Source organism: Streptomyces sp. Ru72, from assembly GCF_002920635.1.
Classification (GTDB): Bacteria; Actinomycetota; Actinomycetes; order Streptomycetales; family Streptomycetaceae; genus Streptomyces.
The window spans coordinates 17,755-36,418 of the sequence record NZ_PQSR01000077.1 but is presented as its reverse complement, the minus strand read 5'-3'; the positions used below and the strand labels follow the sequence as shown (position 1 = coordinate 36,418).

Here is an 18,664-nt window from a genome sequence, read left to right as displayed (position 1 = left end):
GTGCTCGTCGGAGTGATCAACGCTCTGCTCGATCATCCGCTTCGGCCTCAACGGCTTCATCGTCACCCTCGGCATGCTGATCGTCCTGCGGGGCGTCCTGACCGGCATCTCCGGCGGCCAGACCTTCTTCCAGCTGCCGAAGTCGATGCTCTACCTGGGCACCGCGGAATGGTTCGGGATGCCGGCCTCCATCTGGATCTGCCTGGCGCTGTTCGCCGTCGCCATCGTCGTGCTGGGCTGGACCAGCTTCGGCCGGTCGCTGTACGCCATCGGCGGCAACGTCGACGCGGCGAAGGCGGCCGGTATCCGCACCGACCGGGTGCTGTGGATCGTCATCGTCACCGGCAGCGTGCTCGCCGCCCTGGCCGGACTGCTGCTGTCCGGGCGGCTCGCCTCGGTGGCCTCCGCGCAGGGCAACGGCTATATCTTCACCGTCTTCGCCGCCGCCGTCATCGGCGGAATCAGCCTCAACGGCGGCAAGGGCACCATGTTCGGGGCCTTCAGCGGCATCCTCCTGCTGTTCATGATCCAGAACGTGCTGACCCTCGCGGGCGTCCCCGCGCAGTGGATCGGCGCCCTCAACGGCCTGATCATCCTCGTCGCCCTGACCATCTCGCGCATCACCGGCGGCAAGGTCCAGGACTGACCCGGCGGCCCGCGCCGCCGACCCCCGCCGCCACCCGTCCCATCGCAGGGGGCCGAGTGCCCACCTGCTCTCACAGGAGTTGACGTCATGTCCTCTGCCGTGTCCGCGTCCGCCCGTATCACCGCTCTCGACGTCCTGGACGTGCGGTTCCCGACGTCCGAGCACCTGGACGGTTCGGACGCGATGAATCCCGAACCCGACTACTCGGCCGCCTACGTGATCCTGCGCACCGACGCCGGCGACGGACTGGAGGGGCACGCCCTGGCCTTCACCACCGGCCGCGGCAACGACGTACAGGCCGCGGCCATCGCGGCCCTCGCTCCGCACGTGGTCGGGCTCTCCGTGGATCAGGTCTGCGCCGACCTCGGCGCGTTCTCCCGCTCCCTCGTGCACGATCCTCAACTGCGCTGGCTGGGGCCGGAGAAGGGTGCCATCCACATGGCCATCGGCGCGGTGGTCAACGCGGCCTGGGATCTGGCCGCCAAGCGTGCGGGCAAGCCCGTGTGGCGGTTCCTCGGCGAGATGTCACCCGAGGAACTGGTCGCGCAGGTCGACTTCCGCTGGCTGAGCGACGCGCTCACCCCCGAGGAGGCACTGGAGATCCTGCGCCGTGCCGAACCCGGCCGCCAGGAGCGCATCGCCCGGCTGCTGGAGGCCGGCTACCCCGCCTACACCACCACCCCCGGCTGGCTCGGCTACTCCGACGAGAAGCTGGCCCGTCTGGCGCGGGAGGCGGTCGCCGACGGCTTCACCCAGATCAAGCTCAAGGTGGGGGCGTTGCTGGAGGACGACGTACGGCGCATGCGCACCGCCCGCGAGGCGGTGGGCGACGGCATCCGTATCGCCGTGGACGCCAACCAGCGATGGGACGTCCAGGAGGCGATCGACTGGATGCGCGCCCTGGCGCCCTACCAGCCGTACTGGATCGAGGAGCCCACCTCGCCGGACGACATCCTCGGCCACGCCGCGGTCCGCAGGGCCGTCAGCCCCATCAAGGTCGCCACCGGCGAGCACGTCGCCAACCGGGTCGTCTTCAAGCAGCTTCTCCAGGCCGGCGCGGTGGACATCGTGCAGATCGACTCGGCACGGGTCGGCGGCGTCAACGAGAACATCGCGATCCTGCTGCTCGCCGCCAAGTTCGGCGTGCCGGTCTGCCCGCACGCCGGCGGCGTCGGTCTGTGCGAGATGGTGCAGCACCTGTCGATGTTCGACTACGTCGCCGTCTCCGGCACCCTGGAGGACCGGGTCATCGAGTACGTCGACCACCTCCACGAGCACTTCGTCGACCCGGTACGCATCGCCGACGGCCACTACCTCGCGCCGGAGCTTCCCGGGCTGAGCGCGCAGATGCACCCGGAGTCCCTCAAGGAGTACGCCTACCCCGACGGCCCCGTCTGGACCGCCCGTGTCTGACACCCCGGCCCTCGTCGACGCCCACCACCACGTGTGGAACCTTGACGTCCGGCCGCAGCCCTGGCTGGACGAACCCGGGCACGAGCCGCTCCGACGCAACTTCAGCTCGCACGCCCTGCGCTCGGCCGCGACCCGGCCGATCGCCGGACGGCGACTGACAAGTACGGTGCTCGTGCAGTGCATCACGTCCGTTCCCGAGACACGCGACCTCCTCGCCCTGGCCGACAGCGACCCGCTGATCGGTGCCGTCGTCGGCTGGGCGGACCTGACTTCCCCCGCGATCGGCGACGTACTCGACGATCTGCGCACAGGCTCGGCAGGCCGGTACCTGCGGGCCGTGCGGCACCTCGTTCAGGGCGAGTCCGATCCGCACTGGCTCGGGCGCCCGGACGTCGAGCGGGGGCTGCGAGCGGTCGCGGAGCGCGGGCTCGGGTATGACGTGCTGATCCGCAGCCACCAGTTCCCTCAGGTGATCCGTCTCGCGGAGAGGCTCCCGGAGCTGCCCCTCGTCCTGGACCATGCGGGCAAGCCCCCTGTCGCCAGCCGGGAACTGACCGACTGGGCACAGCAGGTGCGGACACTGGCCCGGCATCCCCAGGTCCGCTGCAAGGTGTCGGGTCTTGTCACGGAGGCCGACCACGAGAGGTGGACCGTCGCCGACATCCGCCCGGTGTGGGACGTCCTGCTCTCCGCCTTCGGCCCCGACCGGCTGATGTTCGGCTCCGACTGGCCGGTCTGCGTCCTCGCCGGTGGCTGGAACCGCTGGGCCGCCGCCGTCGACGAACTCATGGACGGCTGCTCCGGCCCCGAGATCGACGCGATCCTCGCCGGCACCGCGACGACCTTCTACCACCTGACGCCCGCCCCGACGAAGGAGGGGACGACGTGCTCCTGACGGAACTGCTGCACCCCGGAATCCTCGAAGCCCTGGCCGGAGCCGGTCACGGCGCCCGCATCCTGCTCGCCGACGGCCACTACCCCGCCAGTACGGCCACCGGCGAGCGGGCCAGAACCGTCCATCTCAACCTGAGGCCGGGCCTGCTGGACGTCACCACCGTGCTCGACGTCCTTCTGCGGGCCGTCCCGGTGGAATCGGCACAGGTGATGGTGCCGCCCGAGGGCGAACCGGAGCCGCCGGCCATCGCCGAGTACCGCGCCCGGCTGGCGCCCGCACCGGTGGAGGCGCTGGACCGGTTCGCGTTCTACGACGCCGCGCGCTCCCCCGACCTGGCGCTGGCGATCGTCACCGCCGACATCCGTACGTACGCCAACCTGCTGCTGACCATCGGCGTCCGCGCTGAAGGGACCCTGACGACACCATGACACTCGCTGTCCGTTACACGGCCGCCCGCACCCTGGACACGGCGGCCGTCGACGCCCCCGCCCCCGGTCCCGGGGAGGTGGAGCTGGCCCCCGCCTACGTCGGCATCTGCGGCACCGATCTGCACATCTTCCACGGCGACATGGACGCCCGGGTCGCCGCGCCCGCCGTCCTCGGACACGAGATGTCCGGCCGCGTCGTCCGCGTCGGTCCGGGTGTGGAGGGCTGGCAGCCCGGTGACGCGGTGACCGTGATGCCGCTGCGCTGGGACGGCACCTGCCCGGCATGCCGCGCGGGCCATCAGCACATCTGCCAGAACCTCGACTTCATCGGCATCGACTCACCGGGCGCGATGCAGCAGCGCTGGAGGGTGCCCGCGTCGACGCTCATCCGGCTGCCGGGCTCCCTCGCCCTGGACCGGGCCGCACTCGTCGAGCCCACGGCCGTGGCCGTGCACGACGTGGGCCGGGCCCAGGTACGGGAGGGCGAGAAGGTCGTCGTGGTCGGCGGCGGACCGGTCGGCGTCCTGATCGCGCTGGTCGCGCAGGCCGCCGGGGCCGAGGTCCGGGTGGTGGAGCTGAGCACCCACCGCCGCCTCCTTGCCGAGGAGTTGGGGCTGACCGTTTGGGACCCGGCCGCCGACGACGTGCCCGAACTCGTCCGGCGGTGGACCGGCGGAGCGGGCGCGGAGGTCGCCTTCGAGGTCTCCGGCGCGGCGGGCGGTGTCGACACCGCCGTGGAGGTGCTGGGCGTACGCGGCCGTCTGTGCCTGGTGGCGATCCACCCCCGGCCCCGCGAGGTGAACCTGCACCGCTTCTTCTGGCGGGAACTCACCCTCGTCGGAGCCCGGCTCTACGACCGCTCGGACTTCGAGAAGGCGGTGGCGCTGGTGGCCGACGGAACGATTCCCGCCGAGCGGCTGATCAGCAAGGTCGTGCCACTCACCGAGGCGCCCGCGGCCTTCGGGGCCTTGGAGGGCGGCGGCGACGTGATGAAGATCCTGGTGGAGTGCGCCACCGACACGACGGGAGCCTGAGATGTCTCTGTTCGACCTCACCGGCCGGCTCGCCGTCGTCACCGGCGCCCGGCGCGGCATCGGCCGGGCCATGGCCCGCGCGCTGGCCGAGGCCGGCGCGGACGTCATCGGCGTCAGCGCCACCCTGGAGACATCCGGCAGCGACGTCGAGAAGGACGTCACCGCCGCCGGACGCACCTTCGAGGCCATCCGGACGGACTTCGCCGACCCCGACGCCGTACGCGCTCTGGCCGCAGACCTCGCCGGCCGCGAGCGGCCGGTGGACATCCTCGTCAACAACGCGGGCACGATCCGCCGGTCCCCGGCCGCCGAACACCCGGACACCGACTGGGAATTGGTCCTCCAAGTCAACCTCAACGCCCAGTTCACGCTGTCGCGTGCGGTCGGCGGGGCGATGGTGTCCCGCGGCCACGGAAAGATCATCTTCACCGCGTCGCTGCTCAGCTTCCAGGGCGGAATCACCGTCCCCGGGTACACCGCCGCCAAACACGGCATCGCCGGACTCACCAAGGCACTGGCCAACGAGTGGGCCCCGCACGGCGTCAACGTCAACGCCATCGCACCCGGCTACATCGCCACCGACAACACGCAGGCCCTCCAGGACGACCCTGCCCGCAGCAAGGCCATCCTCGACCGCATCCCCGCCGGACGCTGGGGCACCGCCCACGACCTCGCGGGCGCCACCGTGTTCCTGGCCTCCGACGCCGCCGCCTACGTCCACGGCACCGTCCTGCCCGTCGACGGCGGATGGCTGGGCCGATGACCGCGTCCCTCGCCTCCGTGCTGGCCGGCGCCCGGATCCTGCCCGTGCTCACGGTTCCGTCCGTCGCGACGGCCGGCCCGCTCGCCGACGCGCTCGCGGCGGGCGGGGCCCGGTGTGCCGAGGTCACCTTCCGTACCGCGGACGCCGAGCAGGTGGTGAAGGCGATGGCGGCGCACGGCGGGCTGGCGGTCGGCGCGGGCACCGTGCTCACGCCCGAGCAGGCGGAGCGGGCCGTCGTGGCCGGGGCCCGCTTCGTGGTCTCCCCCGGGTACGACGCCGAGGTCGTCGCCACGTGCCGCGCACTCGACGTGCCCGTGGTACCGGGCATCGCCACGGCCACGGAGCTGATGCGCGCTCTGCGCGCGGGCCTCGACACGGTCAAGCTGTTCCCCGCCGAGCCTCTCGGCGGCACGGGGATGCTCAAGGCGCTGACGGCCCCGTTTCCCCAGGCACGCTTCGTGCCGACCGGAGGCATCGGCCCCGCGCACCTGCCCGCCTACCTCGCCCACCCGGCGGTCCTCGCCGTCGGCGGCAGCTGGATGGCGACCACCGGCCACCTGGAGCGCGGCGACTACGACAGGATCCGGCGGCTGACCGCCGAGGCCGTCGAGAGGAGTACGAGATGAGCGTCCCGGAGGTCGTCGCCCTCGGCGAGGTCATGCTCCGCTTCGACCCCGGCGAGGGCCGTATCCGCACCGCCCGCACCTTCCACGTCTGGGAGGGCGGCGGCGAGTACAACGTCGTACGCGGACTGCGCCGCTGCTTCGGCCTGCGCACGGCCGTCGTGACCGCCCTGGTCGACAACGCGGTCGGAAGGCTGGCCGAGGACCTGATCCTCCAGGGCGGTGTGGACACGTCACTGATTCGCTGGGTGCCCGACGACGGTGTCGGCCGCACCGCCCGCAACGGGCTGAACTTCGTGGAGCGGGGCTTCGGCATCCGGGGCGCGCTGGGTGTCAGTGACCGCGCGAACACGGCCGTGTCCCAGCTGCGCAAGGGGGACGTCGACTGGGACTCCCTGTTCGCCGGGGGCCCGCGCTGGTTCCACACCGGCGGCATCTTCGCCGGCCTGTCGGACACCACGGTGGACGTTGCCGAGGAGGCGATGGCCGCGGCAGGGCGGCACGGCGTCACCGTCTCCTACGACCCGAACTACCGCCCGAGCCTCTGGGCCGACCGTGGCGGCGCCGAACGGGCACGCGAGGTGGACCTGCGGCTCGCCCGGCACGCCGACGTGGTGGTGGGCGCCCTCGGCCTGACCGGACCGTACCCGGGCGCGGTGCGCGTCCGCGCGGACGAGGTGCCGGAGGCGTTCGCCGAGGTCGCCGACCGGCTGCCCGAGGTCAAGGTACTGGCCACGACGCTCCGCGGCGTGCCTTCGGCAGGAGTGAACGACTGGTCCTCGGCGGCCTGGTCACCGGCGACCGGCTTCGTCGCGGGCCCCGACATGCCCGGTCTGCAGGTCCTGGACCGCATCGGCTCCGGCGACGCCTTCGCGGCCGGGCTGATCTACGGGCTGATGACGTCGGCCGCCGGGCCTGAGAACGAACCCACGGGCGAGTCCGGGCCGGAGCCCTCGCGGCTGCGGCGCCCCGCCTCCGAGCCGCTCGATGGTGCCGAGCCGACCGGTGCCCCGCTCACCGTCGCCTGTCTGAAGCGGGCCCTGGCCTACGGCACGGCGCACGGCGCCCTGGCCATGACCACGCCCGGCGACGTCTCCATGGCCTCGCTCAGCGAGGTCGAAGCACTCGCGGCGGGCGGCTCGGCCGCCGTCAGGCGCTGAACGGCGCCCCTGTCCCACCCGTAGGACCCGAGGAGCACGTCTTGCAACACCGGAACATCACGAACACCACCGTCGACGTCACCGAGCTGGGCTTCGGGGCCTCCGTCATCGGCAACCTCTATCGGGTCACACCGGTCCAGGACGCGGCAGCCGCGATCGAGGCGGCCTGGGACAGCGGCATCCGGTACTTCGACACCGCGCCGCACTACGGGCTCGGCCTCTCCGAGCGGCGCCTGGGGGCCGCCCTGCGCGACCGTCCCCGCAAGCAGTACGTCGTCTCCTCCAAGGTGGGCCGGCTGCTCGTCCCCAACGAGCGGCCGCGGGGCGTCGACAGCGAGGGGTTCGTCGTCCGGGACGACCTGCGCCGCCGCTGGGACTTCAGCCGGGACGGCGTGCTCCGGTCCATCGACGCCACGCTGGAGCGTACGGGTCTGGACCGCCTCGACATCGTCTACCTGCACGACCCCGACGACCACTGGCAGCAGGCGGCGGACGAAGCCATGCCCGCCCTCGCGGACCTGCGCGACCAGGGCGTGATCGGCGCGATCGGCGCCGGTATGAACCAGTCGGCCATGCTCGCCCGCTTCCTGCGCGAGACCGCGGCCGACGTGGTGATGCTGGCCGGACGCTACACGCTCCTCGACCAGTCGGCGCTCGACGACGTGCTGCCCGCCGCACGGGAGCACGGCAAGACCGTGGTCGCCGTCGGCGTGTTCAACTCGGGTCTGCTCTCCGAGGACCGTCCGAGAGCCGGCATGAAGTACGACTACAAGGACGCCCCGCCGGAGCTCGTCGCCCGTGCCCTGGCCATCGCCGAGGTCTGCGAACGGCACGGCACGACCCTGCCCGCAGCCGCGATCGCTTTCCCCTTCAGCCATCCCAGTATCATCAGCGTCACCCTGGGGATGAGGAACCAGGAGCAGGTCAGGCGCAACGTGGAACTCCACGGTCGGCACGTGCCGGAGGTTCTCTGGGACGACCTTCGCACCCAGGGCCTGATCAGGCCGGACGTCCCGACGCGAAGCAGCGCGGAGAACACTCCGGGGGAGACGGAAGGGGTGCGCGTTGTCTCTGACGGACAAGGCCATTGAGCAGATCCGTGAGCTCATCCGCACCGGTGCGCTGCCACCGGGTTCGAAGCTGCCTCCGGAGCCGGAGCTGGCGGCCCAGCTGGGCCTGTCCCGGAACCTGGCTCGTGAGGCGGTCAAAGCACTCGCGGTCGCCCGCGTGCTCGAAGTCCGACGGGGCGACGGCACGTATGTGACCAGCCTCCAGCCGAGCCTGCTGCTCGAGGGCCTGGGCGGCGCGGTCGAGCTGCTGCAGAGCGACTCGGCGGCACTGCTGGACCTGATGGAGGTTCGCCGGCTCCTCGAACCGGTCGCCACCGCTCTCGCCGCCACCCGGATCACCGACGACCAGCTGGCACAGGTCAAGCAGCACCTGGACGCCATGCGAGCGGCCCGCGACGACATGGAACAGCTCAACGCGCACGACGCGGCCTTCCACCGCGCCGTTGTCTCGGCCACGGGCAACGAGACACTGCTCACCCTGCTGGAAGGCATCTCGGGCCGCACCCTGCGCGCCCGCATCTGGCGCGGCCTGGTCGACGACCAGGCCGCAGGGAGGACCCTCGCGGAACACGAGGCGATCTTCGACGCCCTGTGCACCCGTGACGCCGCCCTCAGCCAGGCCGCCGCACTGATGCACGTGAGCCACACCGAACAGTGGCTGCGGGAACATCTGAGGAGCGCCGCCCCGGCGGAGGATCCTCCGGAGAGCGGGAAACCGGCCTGACATCGGGCCGTGCGCCGGGAATCAGGTGCGTCGGGCGGTGACCGATCAGGTCAGGACCAGTTCGAGTACGGTGACCGAGAGCGGTGGCACGATGCTGGTGAAGGACGCTGCCGCGCCGGTCACGGTGCTGGTCCTGGGCACCAACATGTCGGGTTCGGTCAGCGTGTTGGTGGTGGCGCGCGAAGGGCCGGTCAGGACCGTCGCGGTGGCCTGCCTCTTGACCCCCTTGGCCAGGCCCTTCAGCTCGACCGGCACGTTCACCTTCTCCGTCCCGGAGTTGACGACCGCGAGGTAGAGGCGGTTCCCGGAGCGGGTGGCCACGGTGGCGAGGCCGGGCAGCGCACGCGCGGTGGCCGGCAGCACCGTGTTGCCGAGCCTGCTCGTCAGCATGTGCTGTGCCCAGTAGCTGGGCGACGCGTAGCTGGTCAGGTTGTCGTAGGCGATCAGGTTGGTGGCCCACACGTTGTTCTTGACGTGCGAGAAGAGCGGCGCGTAGCACTCCATGAGGACCTGGTCCGAGTTGCGGATCAGACCGGCCAGCCAAGCGGCGTCGCCGAGCGCCGCGTTGAGGTCGGGTGTGGGGCGGCCCTCCTGCGCGGCCCACTCTCCGACGAACACCTTCGTCGAACTGCGGTCCCGGTTGTCGTACTTGTGGGTGGAGGCCTGGGCGGCGGATGGCGCGAGGTAGTAGTGCTCGTCGATCAGGTCCGGCGTGCGGCTCGTCACGGACGTCGTGGCGATCAGCTTCAGATGCGGGTACCTCGCTTTGATCGCGTCGTAGAAGGCCGCGAACCGCTCGTTGTACGACCCCGAGGAGTCGAACCAGTCCTCGTTGCCGATCTCCACGTACTCCAGCGGGAACGGCTCGGGATGCCCGTCGGCGGCACGTCGCGCGCCCCAGGTGCTGGTGACGGGGCCGGTGATGTACTCGATCTCGTCGAGTGCGTCCTGGACGAACGGCTTGAGGGCGTCTCCGGTGACGTGTTCGCCCTTGAGCGAGTAGCCGGCGAAGACGGCGAGTACCGGCTGGGCGTGCATGTCCTCGACCCACTCCAGGTATTCGAGGAGTCCGAGGCCGTCCGTGGACCAGTAGCCCCAGGCGTCGTCCATGTGGCCGGGGCGTTCCCAGACCGGACCGATGGTGGTCTTCCAGTTGAACCGTGTCGCGATCGTGTTGCCCTCGAGGAAGTTCCCGCCGGGGAAGCGCAGGAACTTCGGCTTCAGGGCGACCAGTTTCTCCATCAGGTCGATGCGCAGCCCGTTGGGCCGGTTGTTGTAGGTGGGCGGGAAGAGGGACACGTGCTGGAGCCACAGGGTCTCGCCCGCGGCGGCGGGGTCCGCCGTGGTGACGGTCAGCCTCGCGTCACCGACCACGGGAGTCCGCGAACCGGTGCGCAGGGTCAGCTCGAACGGGCGGCCGGGGAAGGCGGTGCCGATGTGGGGCACACGGGCGGATGCGTACACCGTCGCGCCGTCCGCCGACTCGATGGCCACCGTGAGCGGGCCGAGGCGTCGCGACGCCTTGGCGAACAGCCGGGCGGTGTAGGTGGTTCCGGGCCGCACGGGTATGCCCCAGAAGCCGTCGTTGGCGACGCCGGCCCGGTTTCCGGGTCCCGCACTGCTCGGCAGCACGACCTTGAGGGAACGGTTGAGCGCGGCGTTGAGCGGGGTGGCGGTGTCGAGTGCGAGGGTCGCTGCGCCGACGGCGGACCAGTGGACGGGCGTGGTGTCGCTGGCCATCATCGAGCGGTTCTGCACGAGTTCGGCGTAGATGCCGCCCTCGCCGGAGTGGTTGATGTCCTCGAACATCAAGCCGGGGAGGATGGGGGACACGGCGTGCGCGGGGTTGCCGACGTCCACGCTCAGCAGCGGCGTCGTGCTCTCCACGGGGACCCCGGCCAGCGCCGCGACCTGGTCGGAGGTGAGAGCGGACGGGAACATCCACACGTCGTCGATCAGGCCGTGCCACTGGTCGACGTGTCCACCGCCGTAGAGCGCACGGCCGATGGCGGTGTCGCCGCTGCCGGCCCAGCCCGCGGTGTAGGCGGTCTCGCCTTCCAGCACTCCGTTGACGTAGAGGCGGATGACGCCGGCGGTCGGGTCGCTGACGCCGACCAGGTGGGTCCAGGTGTCGGTGGTGGGTGCCGAAGCGGCGGCCGCCACCGCGGCGCCCTGAGTGGCGTCCGAGTTCAGCCGGGCGAAGGCGAAGGTGCCGGTGTCGTCGCGCAGCCCCAGGTAGAAGGAGCTGACGACCTTGCCGTCGATGCTGACGGCGGTCTGGTAGCCGCCGAGTTGAGCCAGGTTGACCCACACGCCCACCGAGAACGCCTTGGAGGTGTCGAGGGCCGGCCCGGACGCCGTGGCGTTGCCGCCTGCGGTGAGGCTCAGGCTGTGGGTGCCGACCTTGCCGGTGCCCCACCCGGCCGCGCCCTGCAGCGTCGCGGTACGACCGTTGCCGGAGGAGTCGGCGGCGGAGGTGCCGGAGCCTTCGTCGAAGGCCCAGTGGGCGGCTGCGGCGGGCAGGTCCGCGGCAGTGGCGCTTGGGGTGGCGCCGGTGAGTTCGGTGGCACCGGCGGGAGCGGCAGCGGCGAAGGTCCCGACGAGGGAGGCGGCGCCAAGGGCTGTGAGGACGGTTCTGCGCGGCACTCCGGCTTCTGAAGGCATGCGGCTCATTCCTTTGTGACGGACCGTTGTGTTGCGTACCGGCCGGAGTAGGGCAGCCCGCCGAAGTCGTCTGATGACCTCGTTCGACATGTCGTACGACGATCGGTACTTCGAGCAGCAGGGATCTTAAGGTGTCGGCGAGTCCCGTCAACACCCCTCGTACGGCAATGCTTCTCCAGGCACAGTGCCGCTCAGAACTCCGGCCTGCCGCACGGTCCCCTGACAAGCCGCCAACACCGGGGGGCGAGGTGCTCCACAGGGCCAGGACCGCACGAGGACGGCGGGCGCCCCGGCTGGAAGAAGGACTGGACGACTGGGAGCCTGTCGGCCGTCTGACCGGACTCGCGCAGAAGACAGTCGAGCGGTCGAGCGGTCAAGCGGTCCGGCCGCGACTTCCGTGAGGTGGCCACGGACACGCTCACCCGCGGTGCCCGGCGACGGTCATCCGAACAGGCGCCGCTGGATCTCCCGCCGGTAGTCCTCCAGCGTCCTGTCGAGATGTGCGGCAGTGGCCTGGGCCGCCTCGTCGGACCGGCCGTCGCGAATGGCCCGGTAGATCGCCTCATGCTCCTCGACCGCGGACCGGGTGCCCTCACCGAGCGTGTCGTGGATCCCGATCGCGCTGGACTGCCGCTGCAGTCGTCGTGCGTCGCGCACAGCGCTGACCAGGAAGGTGTTGTGCGAGGCCGCGGCCACGGCCGCGTGGAAGTCGTCGTCCGCCTGGTTGAACACGTCGACCTGACCATGGACGAACCCGTGGCGGCACTCCTGCATGGCGAGTTCGATCGTGCGCAGCTCGGCGGGCGTGGCACGGGTGGCCGCGAGACTGCTGGCGGCCATCTCCTGAACCCTGCGGAACTCGAACAGCATGAGGACGTGGTCGAGGTCGACCGGCCGGAAGAAGGCCCCCCAGCGGCTGGTGATGAGCATGCCCTCGTCGTCCGCGACGAACAGTCCGCGACCCTTGTGCGCCCGGACGCGGCCGAGCGCCGACAGGATCTTCACAGCTTCCCGAACGACGGCCCTGCTGGTGTTCAGCTGCTGGGCGAGATCGTTCTCCGTGGGCATCCGGTCGCCGGGCACCAGCCGCGCCTCGGCGATGAAGTCGAGGATCCGCTCGGCCACGACTTCGTAGCCGGGGCGATAGTCACGCCGCTCGTCCGGGCCTTTCGCCGCCGCTGCCGCAGCGGGAGAGGCCTGCCCGGGCAGGGCCGCCGCGATCGCGGGCGTGTCGTTCATCTGTCCTGCCTCCGGGAGTGACTGCGCCGAGGTGCGGCGGACCGCTGTGGAGCCACGCACATCATACCCCAGCCCTCTGATGAGTCGTACTTATCTTCCAGAAGATCTGGGCGTGAGTCGAAAGAGCCCACCAGGCATATCCGGCTATAACTCGCGTCACCGCACAGGGATGCCGCTTAGATATCCACGAATGCACCCCAAAAAAGCCGACCACACCCCTTGACGGGCCCCTTGATAAGGCGGCTAATTTCTTTCGGCGGCGGCAGCGGCACGGCCGTCCTGACCACCCGACGCCCGACCGGGACGGCCCGGCGTCGCCCTCATCCACGCGCCACCTTCCCGATCTGCTCGGGGCGCCTGCAAACCCAGTGGAGTCGCTCATGACCGTCAACAAGCCTCCGGCCGCCCAGGTAGGAGTGCACAGCAGGAGACGTTCGACGTTGCTGGCCGGCTGCGCGGCCTCGGTGATGGCGCTGACCCTGGCCGGCTGCGGCGGCGGCGCTACCGGTACGACCGCAAAGAACGGCTTCGCCCAGGCGGCCCAGAAGAACGGCGCGTTGACCGTCTGGGTGGACGCGACCCGGCTGGACGCCGCGAAGCTGTACCAGAAGCTGCACCCGGACGTGAAGCTGGACATCGTCAGTTACGACGGCGACGCCAACGGCTCGAACTACCTCCAGACCAAGGTCCAGCTCTTCAACCGCACCGGCAAGGGCTGGCCGGACGTCGTCTTCAGTTCCCAGAACAACGAGGTGACCTGGGCGGTCGACGCGGGCTTCGCCGCTCCGCTCAACAAGGGCCTGATATCCGAGGCGACCTTGGGGCAGTTCGCCAAGGGGGCCAACGACGTCTGCACGGTGGGCGGCACGCTCTACTGCCTGCGCAACGACCTCTCCCAGGCGGTGCTCTGGTACAACGCGCCGCTGATGAAGAAGTTCGGCTACAAGGTTCCGGCGACCTGGGAGGACTACCAGCAGCTCGGCGAGAAGGTGGCCAAGGAGCACCCCGGCTACCTCGTGGGTGACGCCGGCGACACCTTCACCCCGGAGATCTACCTGTGGGCGAGCAAGTGCGGCGCCAACCACATCACCGGCCCCAAGTCCGTGTCGGTGAACACCACCAGCGAAAACTGCACCAAGATGGCCAAGCTCATGGACACGCTGATCAAGGACAAGTCCATGTCCGTCAGCGGGGTCTTCAGCACCGACTTCGCAAAGAACGAAGCCGACAAGGTCCTGCTCATGCCCGGCCCCGCCTGGTTCGGCGGCGCGGTGTTCAAGGACGGCCTCAAGACCCCGGCCCGGCAGATCGCGGTGGCGCCCATCCCCCAGTGGCAGGGGGACCCCTCACCGTCCACCGGCAACGTCGGCGGCGGCACCTGGCTGCTGTCCCAGCACTCCACGCACATCAAGGCCGCCACCGACTTCCTGAAGTGGGTCACCACCGACGACGCCTACCAGGGCGAGAAGGCGCCCGGCTTCCCGGCGTACGCGCCCGCGGCCGAGAACTGGCTGAAAGCACAGGGAGCCACCGGTTACTTCGCCGGGGACCTCTCAGCCCTCAAAGACGCCTCCTCCCAGGTCTGGTCCGGCTGGGGCTCGGGCCAGTTCAGCCAGGAGGCCATCTGGGCCGCCACGGTCAAGCCCGGTCTGACCCAGGGCAAGAGCATCGTCTCGATGCTGCCGGCCTGGCAGGACTCCATCGTCAAGTACGCCCAGTCCGACGGATACAAGGTCTCCCAGTGACCATCACCCCCTCTTTGGCCGGCTCTGCCCACCGGCGCCGTCGCGGCGCCGCCCGGCAGAGCCGGGCCGGCATGGCGTTCGTCGCCGGCTACGTGCTTCTGCTGATCGCCTTCGGCATCCTTCCGACCGGCTATGCGGTCTACTTCGCCTTCACCGACGCCGGGGGCACGTTCACCGGCTTCGCCAACTTCGTCACCACGGCGCAGGACTTCCGCTTCATGGGCGCCGTCGGCCACGTCGCGGTCTATCTGGTGTTCTGGCTCGTCTCCCTGGTGGTGTTCGTGGTGGGCCTGGCGCTGCTGCTGCACCGCCTGGCCTCCGGTATGGCCGGAAGGGCGCTCCGGTTCCTCTACTACATCCCCGGAGCGCTCGCCGGCGCGGCGAGCGTGCTGGTGTGGCTGTTCATGCTCGACCCGACGGTGAGCCCGGTGAGTTCGCTGCTGGGTGCGCTGGGGTTCCACACCTTCGGCGAGGTCATCGCTCCCGGCAACCTGCCGCTGCTGTTCACGATCATCGCGTTCTGGACCGGCGCGGGCGGCTGGATCGTGGTCATGTACGGGGCGCTGAACAACATCCCGAAGGACGTCATGGAGGCCGCGCACATCGACGGCGCGGGCGCCTGGCAGACCGCCTGGCGGGTGCAGATCCCGATGCTTCGCAAGTGGATCGTGTACATGGTGATCCTGGCTTTCGCGGGCGGCGCGCAGCTCTTCGTCGAACCGCAACTGCTCTCCCTGGCCAGTGTGGGCGTGGCCGGCCGCGACTACTCACTCAACCAGCTGACCTACGACTTCGCCTTCCAGATGAACAACATCAACGGCGCCGCCGCTGTCTCGGTGGAGCTCCTGGTCGTCAGTGTGTCGGCCGCCGCAGTCTTCGTCGCACGGTCGGGATTCTTCGATGCCGATTGAGACCCCTGCCCAGACCCCTGCCGGTCCGGTCCCCGCCACACCACGCATGGAACGGGAACCAGGCATCATGAGTCGAGCCTCGCACCGGGCATCGCGGCGGCGCCACCGGCCCGCGCGGCACATCCCGTCCCGACTGCTGGCCGCCTCCGTGCTGGCGGTGTTCCTGGTGTTCTTCGTCCTGCCGGTACTGTGGCTCGTCCTGGCGGCGACCAAGACCGACCAGCAACTGGTCCACGACAGCCCGCTCTCCTTCGGCTCCTGGCACGCGCTCAAGGCCAACTGGGACGCGCTCACGGCGTATCAAGACGACGCCATCCTGCTGTGGCTGCGCAACTCCGCGCTCTATGCGGTGATCTCGCTGGTCATCACGCTGTGCGTGGCCGTACCGGCCGGGTACGCGCTGGCGATGACCGAGTTCCGCGGCCGGCACGCCCTGCTGATCGCGACCCTCGTCGTGATGCTCATGCCGAACGCCACGCTGGTCGTACCGCTGTTCCTGGAGATCAACGCGGTACATCTGATCGGCACCATGTGGTCGATCATCCTGCCGTACTCGTTCTACCCGTTCGGCGTGTACCTGACGTACATCTACTTCACCACCGCCGTACCGAAGGACCTGCTGGCGGCTGCACGGATGGACGGCTGCTCCGAGTTCGGCGTCTTCCGCCACGTCGCACTGCCACTGGCCACACCGGTCATCGCTCTCGTGGGCTTCTTCAGCTTCGTCGCCAACTGGACCAACTACTTCCTGCCGTACGTGATGCTCCCCGAGAGCGAGCAGATGCCGATCCAGGTGGGCATCGGCAACCTGCTCACCAGCGTGCCGGCGTTCAACCCGACCGTCGGCTCGCTCGCGATCCAGCGTCCGCAGCTGGCTCTGGCGACGCTGCTGGCCATCACACCGGTACTGATCGTCTTCCTGTTCGCCCAGCGCTTCCTGGTCAGCGGGATGCTCGCCGGAGCCACCAAGGAATGACGCCCGCACCACCCCCTCCGAACGGAGATCCTCCTCATGCCCTTCAGCCCTGACGACCAGACTTCGGGTGGGGACGCCCCGGCCTCCGGCCGTCCGGCCCTCCCGACCGAGGTCCAGGCCGCGGTGCCGCTGCTCGAACCACCCGGCTGGGCCGTGGCGCAGCGGGCCCTGTTCGACCTGCTGGACCACGCCTGGCGGCGCTTCGCCCGCGACTTCACCGGCCCCGACGGACGGCTGGACTACACCGGCGAACTCACCACCCGTGACGGTGTGGACGACTTCTACGAGGTGTTCTTCAACTGGCCCCAGCTCTACCTCCTCGGCGGCGCCGACGACCTGCTGCCCGCCAGCGAGAAGCACTGGGAGGGGGTGACCCGTCAGCTGACGGAACTGGACATGCTGCGCGACGAGTTCGAGCGTGGCTACGACTGGTTCCACCAGGGCGAGAGCCTGCTCCTGCTCTACTTCCTCTGCATGGCCGCCCCCGACCGCTGGCGTGAGCGCGCCCTGCGCTTCGCCGAGTTGTACGTCGACCCCGCCAAGGGCAACTACGACCCCGAACACCGCATCATCACCCGTCCGCACAACGGCAGCGACCCCGACCGCCGAGGTCTGTTCGACGGCGACGCCTATCCCTGGCTGCCGAAGGAAGCGGAGACGTACGGCTTCCCGCTGGAGTGGATCCCCGAGGCGGACGGCGGCCCGTACGCCCTCTCCGAGGATCCGCGTCTGGGCGCGCAGATGCGCGAGCGGATGGGCGTCGGCGACACGGCGGTCAACCTCGCCGCGGCCGGACTGGTCCTCAACGCCTGGATCCTCTCCGGCGAGGAGCGCTACCGCGACTGGATCGTCGAGTACGTGGGCGCGTGGCGGGAGCGCACCCGGGCGAACGAGGGCCTCATCCCGGACAACGTCGGTCCCGACGGAGTCGTCGGCAGTCTGCTGGAGGGCCGCTGGTACGGCGGCCACTACGGCTGGTCCTGGCCGCACGGCTGGCACAGCGTCGGCCACGCGGCCTGTGTGGCGGCGCTGGCGGCGGCGATGGTCACCGGGGACGACGACCACCTCTCCATGGTCGCGACCTCGCTCGACGCCCTCATCGGTCAGGGCAAGGTGATGCCCCACACCGAGGCGGACTCCAGTCTTCCCTCCAAGTGGGTGGTCGAGCTCGGTCCGGACGTCCACACGCCCACGCTCCACCTCCCGTTCCGTCACAACGACTCGGGCTGGTTCGACTACAACCCGGTCACCCCGCCCGTGCCGGTGGCCCTGTGGCACCACACGGCCTCCGACGCCGACCGCACCCGGCTGGAACGGCTGCGCGAAGCCGACGGCATCGACTGGCGCACCGTCCGGCCCTTCCGTGCCAAGGAGGAGTCCGGGCACGAGAAGGCGTGGTTCGCCTTCCTCGCCGGCGACGACCCCGGCTACCCCGAACGAATCCTCGCCGCCGCCCAGGCCCAGGTCCGTCACCGCCTCAGACGCATCGACCGCTACCGCGACCTCGACGTGCCCGAGGCCGACATCCACGTGTGGCAGCTGTGCAACCCCGTGGTCACCGAGGCCCTCGTGCAGCTGACCTGGGGCGGCCCTCAGGTGCTCTACAACGGCGGCCTGCAGCAGGCCCGGCTGCGCTACCACGACGCGGAAGCCCGCCGCGCGGGCCTGCCACCGGACGTGGCCGCACTGGTCACCTCGATCGACCCCGAGGCGACCACCGTGGAACTGGTGAACCTCTCCCCCGAGGCAGACCGCGCGGTGATCGTCCAGGCCGGCGCCTTCGCCGAGCACACCATCTCCGCGGTCCGGTACACGACCTGCACGGACGACGGCTGGATCGGGGACATGTACGACTACGGCCACACGGAACCGGTGGTCACCGAGACGGAGCAGTCCTGCGGCAGCGCCTTCCTGACCGTCCACCTGCCCGCCTCCACCCGCATCCGGCTCACTCTCCGGCTCGGGCTGCGCACCAACACCCCCAGCTACCGGACACCCTTCACCCCTCAGGAGCGTGCGCGATGAAACGCATCGCCCAGACCATCAGGCTCCGGCCCGAACGCCGCCGGGAGTACCTCGAACTCCACTCCGCCGTCTGGCCCGGAGTCGAAGCCGCCCTGCACCGGGCGCACATCCGCAACTACAGCATCTTCCTCCACGGTGACGCGCTGTTCGCCTACTTCGAGTACCACGGCGAGGACTTCGCGGCCGACATGGCGGCACTCGAGGCCGACCCCGAGACCCAGGAGTGGTGGAAGCTCACCGACCCCTGCCAGGAGCCCTGGCCCGACCGGGGCGACTCACGCCAGTGGACGGAACTCACCGAGATCTGGCACCTGAGCCAGCCGGGCGACAACACCACGGCCTGACAAG

Annotated in this window: 16 protein-coding genes and 1 pseudogene; 15 read left to right on the top strand and 2 right to left on the bottom strand. The window is 70.3% G+C overall.

Going from position 1 to position 18,664, the window contains the following annotated elements; genetic code table 11:
* The 10 genes and pseudogenes from C3488_RS28375 to C3488_RS28330 form a co-directional block, all read left to right on the top strand.
* Positions 1 to 646, top strand: a pseudogene (locus tag C3488_RS28375) (ABC transporter permease); the annotation flags it as partial.
* Positions 647 to 733: 87 nt separating this feature from the next.
* Complete coding sequence (locus tag C3488_RS28370) at positions 734 to 2,059, top strand: L-fuconate dehydratase (RefSeq protein WP_103843775.1); 1,326 nt, start codon at positions 734 to 736, stop codon at positions 2,057 to 2,059.
* Positions 2,052 to 2,954, top strand: a complete 903-nt coding sequence (locus C3488_RS28365; protein ID WP_103843774.1) for an amidohydrolase — start codon at positions 2,052 to 2,054, stop codon at positions 2,952 to 2,954. The genes C3488_RS28370 and C3488_RS28365 overlap by 8 nt, the downstream gene beginning before the upstream one ends.
* Positions 2,945 to 3,382 carry an RbsD/FucU domain-containing protein gene (locus tag C3488_RS28360; RefSeq protein WP_103843773.1) on the top strand — a complete coding sequence of 146 codons (438 nt, stop codon included), beginning with the start codon at positions 2,945 to 2,947 and terminating at the stop codon, positions 3,380 to 3,382. The genes C3488_RS28365 and C3488_RS28360 overlap by 10 nt, the downstream gene beginning before the upstream one ends.
* Positions 3,379 to 4,416: a zinc-binding dehydrogenase gene (locus tag C3488_RS28355; protein ID WP_103843772.1), complete on the top strand. Its 1,038-nt coding sequence runs from the start codon at positions 3,379 to 3,381 to the stop codon at positions 4,414 to 4,416. Before C3488_RS28360 ends, C3488_RS28355 begins: the two co-directional genes overlap by 4 nt.
* Position 4,417: 1 nt before the next feature.
* Positions 4,418 to 5,179 carry an SDR family oxidoreductase gene (locus tag C3488_RS28350; protein WP_103843771.1) on the top strand — a complete coding sequence of 254 codons (762 nt, stop codon included), beginning with the start codon at positions 4,418 to 4,420 and terminating at the stop codon, positions 5,177 to 5,179.
* The gene (gene eda / locus C3488_RS28345; protein WP_103843770.1) at positions 5,176 to 5,805 is read left to right on the top strand and encodes a bifunctional 4-hydroxy-2-oxoglutarate aldolase/2-dehydro-3-deoxy-phosphogluconate aldolase; all 630 of its coding nucleotides are present in this window, start codon (positions 5,176 to 5,178) and stop codon (positions 5,803 to 5,805) included. The genes C3488_RS28350 and eda overlap by 4 nt, the downstream gene beginning before the upstream one ends.
* The gene (locus tag C3488_RS28340; RefSeq protein WP_103843769.1) at positions 5,802 to 6,962 is read left to right on the top strand and encodes a sugar kinase; all 1,161 of its coding nucleotides are present in this window, start codon (positions 5,802 to 5,804) and stop codon (positions 6,960 to 6,962) included. The genes eda and C3488_RS28340 overlap by 4 nt, the downstream gene beginning before the upstream one ends.
* A gap of 41 nt (positions 6,963 to 7,003) precedes the next feature.
* The gene (locus C3488_RS28335; protein WP_103843768.1) at positions 7,004 to 8,053 is read left to right on the top strand and encodes an aldo/keto reductase; all 1,050 of its coding nucleotides are present in this window, start codon (positions 7,004 to 7,006) and stop codon (positions 8,051 to 8,053) included.
* Positions 8,028 to 8,756 carry a FadR/GntR family transcriptional regulator gene (locus C3488_RS28330; RefSeq protein WP_103843767.1) on the top strand — a complete coding sequence of 243 codons (729 nt, stop codon included), beginning with the start codon at positions 8,028 to 8,030 and terminating at the stop codon, positions 8,754 to 8,756. Before C3488_RS28335 ends, C3488_RS28330 begins: the two co-directional genes overlap by 26 nt.
* Before the next feature lie 45 nt (positions 8,757 to 8,801).
* On the opposite strand, the gene C3488_RS28325 is transcribed toward C3488_RS28330, so the two are convergent.
* Positions 8,802 to 11,420 (bottom strand): LamG-like jellyroll fold domain-containing protein, encoded by a 2,619-nt coding sequence (locus C3488_RS28325; RefSeq protein WP_103843766.1) that lies wholly within the window; start codon positions 11,418 to 11,420, stop codon positions 8,802 to 8,804.
* Between the two features lie 441 nt (positions 11,421 to 11,861).
* On the bottom strand, positions 11,862 to 12,659 hold the full coding sequence (locus C3488_RS28320) for a FadR/GntR family transcriptional regulator (RefSeq protein ID WP_103843765.1): 798 nt from the start codon (positions 12,657 to 12,659) through the stop codon (positions 11,862 to 11,864).
* Between the two features lie 380 nt (positions 12,660 to 13,039).
* Here C3488_RS28320 and C3488_RS28315 point away from each other — a divergent pair, with 380 nt between their 5' ends.
* The 5 genes from C3488_RS28315 to C3488_RS28295 all read left to right on the top strand — a co-directional run bounded on the left by C3488_RS28315 (position 13,040) and on the right by C3488_RS28295 (position 18,660).
* A complete protein-coding gene (locus C3488_RS28315) occupies positions 13,040 to 14,404 on the top strand; it encodes an ABC transporter substrate-binding protein (protein ID WP_103843764.1) in 1,365 nt (454 codons plus the stop codon).
* Positions 14,401 to 15,315 carry a carbohydrate ABC transporter permease gene (locus C3488_RS28310; RefSeq protein ID WP_103843763.1) on the top strand — a complete coding sequence of 305 codons (915 nt, stop codon included), beginning with the start codon at positions 14,401 to 14,403 and terminating at the stop codon, positions 15,313 to 15,315. Before C3488_RS28315 ends, C3488_RS28310 begins: the two co-directional genes overlap by 4 nt.
* Before the next feature lie 67 nt (positions 15,316 to 15,382).
* A complete protein-coding gene (locus C3488_RS28305) occupies positions 15,383 to 16,291 on the top strand; it encodes a carbohydrate ABC transporter permease (protein ID WP_103843762.1) in 909 nt (302 codons plus the stop codon).
* 36 nt (positions 16,292 to 16,327) lie between these two features.
* Complete coding sequence (locus tag C3488_RS28300) at positions 16,328 to 18,316, top strand: hypothetical protein (RefSeq protein ID WP_103843761.1); 1,989 nt, start codon at positions 16,328 to 16,330, stop codon at positions 18,314 to 18,316.
* Positions 18,313 to 18,660, top strand: coding sequence for an L-rhamnose mutarotase (locus tag C3488_RS28295; protein ID WP_103843760.1), 348 nt, complete (start codon positions 18,313 to 18,315; stop codon positions 18,658 to 18,660). The genes C3488_RS28300 and C3488_RS28295 overlap by 4 nt, the downstream gene beginning before the upstream one ends.
* Positions 18,661 to 18,664 lie beyond the last annotated feature (4 nt).